Here is a 3,080-nt window from a genome sequence, read left to right as displayed (position 1 = left end):
CATTACAATTTCGATCACATGGCCGGCGCGACAGCCCCCAAGGGCTGACGGCCATTGACCTCCGGTGAGGGAGCTGCGTTAGGAATGTAACCGGCAACGAGCAGCTACAACTTTGAAAGGACCAACATGAGCAGCGATCGCGCCACGGCGGACGTGAACGATGATGTGCAAACACAAATCGCACGTTTGAACCAAATCGGCATAGCTTTATCGAGCGAACACAATTTGAACAAGCTACTTGAGCTTATCGTCAAGGAAGCGCGCCGCTTTACCGTTGCGGATGGCGGCAGCCTTTATATCAAAGAAGACGATAAGCTAAATTTTCTCGTGGCGCAAACCGAGTCTTTGGAAAAAAAACTCGAGGGCGCGCCTTCCTTTAAATCGTTTTACGTGCCGTTGACGAAAGAAAGCATCTCGGGCTACGTGGCCATCACCGGCCAGGTTTTGAATATCCCCGATGTTTACCATATTTCGCCCACCGTCGAATATCGCTTCAACAAAGATTTTGACAAGCGCATGGGCTATCGCAGTAAATCCATGCTGACCGTGCCGATGCGCGACCATAAAGATCAGATCATCGGCGTGTTGCAACTGGTGAATTCTCTGGACGCCCAGGGCCGGGTCGTGCCGTTTCGCAAGGAATATGAAACGTTGATACTGTCCCTCGCCAGCCAAGCCGCGGTTGCCATTCGCAACGCCAAGCTCATTGAAGAGATTCGAGCGCTGTTCAAATCCCTGGTGCGCTATTCTGCCAAAGCCATCGATTCCCGCTCGCCGCATACCGCCGGTCATTCCGGGCGGGTGGCGCGGTATTCCATGCGCATCGCCGAGGCAATTAACGAAGAGCGCGAGGGCTTTTTTGCGGGAATCAAGTTCTCGCCCGAGCAGTTGGAAGAACTGCGCATGGCCGGCTGGCTGCACGATATCGGCAAAATCGGCGTCAAAGAGGCGGTGTTGGAAAAGATCACCAAGCTTAACGATGCGCAAATGGAAACCATCGCCGAGCGCTTTACCGCGATTAAATCCTCCCTCGTCATTGAGTCGCTCAAGCAAAAGTTCGAATTTGTGCAAATGAACGGCGAAGGCCTTGCGCGCTTGAAGGAAATCGATGCGGCGTTGGCGGAGCGGCTCAAGGAGCTGGATAGCGATCTCGAATTCTTGAAGAAAATCAATGTGCCGGGTTATCTGCCGCCCGCAGATTTGGCGCGTCTGCAGAAGATTGGCGAGCGCACATTTATGGATAGTAATGGGGAAGAACGTTACTTTCTCACCCCGCATGAGTATGAAAGCCTATCGGTGGTGAAGGGGAATCTTACCGCCTCGGAGTACAAGGAAATTCAGAAACACGTCGAGCATACGCTTGCCATTTTACGCAAAATTCCCTTCACCAAAGATCTGGAAAACATTCCGAAATATGCCGGCGCGCATCATGAGATGCTGGACGGCTCGGGTTATCCGTTTGGCTTGAAGGGTGATGAGATTCCTCTGCAGGCGCGCATCATGTGCATCGCCGACATTTATGATGCGCTCAGCTCGCAGGATCGCCCTTACAAAAAAGCCGTGCCGTTGGAAAAGTCGCTGCAAATTTTGCAGGAAGAGGCGGAACGCGGCAAGCTGGACAAGAATCTGGTCGAATTATTCATTCGGCGCAAGCTCTATCAAAGCCAGCGCAAACTCGACGAAGACGAAGATCAAGATTGACATTTAAGCCGGACATGTTATTTTACAGCAGTTGTATTTCAAGAACTGTTTAGCCGTTTCGGCGAGAGGTTCTCGTCGCTAACCATTTAAGATGTTATGAGATGTTTTAGAATTTGATGTCGTAGTCTTCATTAACACATTAGGGTTTTACAAAATTACGGGGGCTTATATTTTAAGCCTGGTATGCCGACGATAGCTCCTCACATTATAGATGAAGTCCGCTTAGCGACAGATGTAGTAGATTTGGTCTCCGAATACGTCGCGCTCAAAAAATCCGGCCGCAATTTTTTCGGCCTATGCCCCTTTCATGCGGAGAAATCTCCTTCCTTTAGCGTCAACCCCGATAAGCAAATTTTTCATTGTTTTGGCTGCAGCGCCGGCGGCAATGTTTTTATGTTCATTCAAAAACTCGAGGGTGTGAGTTTTCCGGAAGCCGTGCGCAAGCTGGCGAAGCGTGCGGGCATTGCCATTCCCGAACCCGAGGTGGAAGACCGCGCCGCCAGCCAGGAGAAGGAAGCGCTGTATTTTGTCAATCAGCTTGCAGCAGAGTTTTTCCAGCACGTATTGTTCAGCGAGAAAGGCAAGCCCGGCCGCGAATACATGCACCAACGCGGTTTTGCTGATGAGGCATTGCAAGCATTCGGTGTTGGCTTTGCTCCGCAAGAGTGGGAGGCATTTTATGATCACGCCCGCAAAAAGTCTGTGAACCCGGAAACTCTGGTGAAAGCCGGATTGGTCAATGCGCGTGAAAAAGAGGGCAAGGTTTCCGGTTATTATGATCGTTTCCGCCACCGCGTGATGTTTCCGATTCACAACATTTCCGGACGGGTTGTCGCGTTTGGCGGACGCCGCATTATCGATGACGAATCGCCGAAATACATTAATTCGCCCGAGACGGCGGTTTATCACAAGGGCCACTTGCTGTATGCTTTTCCGCTGGCGAAAGATCATCTGCGCGCACAAGATTGCCTGATCGTGGTCGAAGGCTATCTCGATGTCATGCGCATGCACCTGTGCGGCTTCAACAACACCGTCGCCACTTCGGGAACGGCCTTGACCGAGCAGCAAGCGCGCATGATTTTTCGGCATACGAAAAACGTAATCCTGCTTTTTGATAGTGATGCCGCAGGTTCGTCTGCAACTCTGCGCGGCGCGGATATTTTGGTTGAAAATGGCCTGCACGTGAAGGTGGCGACTGTGAGCGCCGGCGATGATCCGGACAGTTTCTTGCGCAAACATCCGGCAGATGAGATGCGCGATATCCTTCAGCACGCGCCGGATCTGCTGGAATTCAAGGCGCGCAGCGCGCCGCCGGCAACTGCCGAGGTCACGCCTGTCAGCCGTGAGGAACAACTGCGTTCGATTGTTGCCACGCTGGC

The 3,080-nt window shown here is 52.1% G+C and carries 2 protein-coding genes; both read left to right on the top strand.

Annotated features, from left to right (window positions below; genetic code table 11):
- Window positions 1-126: 126 nt before the first annotated feature.
- Window positions 127-1,701 carry a GAF domain-containing protein gene (locus FBQ85_28700; GenBank protein ID MDL1879113.1) on the top strand — a complete coding sequence of 525 codons (1,575 nt, stop codon included), beginning with the start codon at window positions 127-129 and terminating at the stop codon, window positions 1,699-1,701.
- Window positions 1,702-1,884: 183 nt separating this feature from the next.
- A partial coding sequence (locus tag FBQ85_28695; protein ID MDL1879112.1) for a DNA primase occupies window positions 1,885-3,080 on the top strand: 1,196 nt, incomplete at its 3' end.

The sequence above is a fragment of the Cytophagia bacterium CHB2 genome (genome assembly GCA_030263535.1).
In the GTDB taxonomy this organism is placed as follows: domain Bacteria; phylum Zhuqueibacterota; class Zhuqueibacteria; order Zhuqueibacterales; family Zhuqueibacteraceae; genus Coneutiohabitans.
The sequence above is the reverse complement of the archived record's forward strand: the minus strand, read 5'-3'. Positions and strand labels throughout refer to the sequence as shown.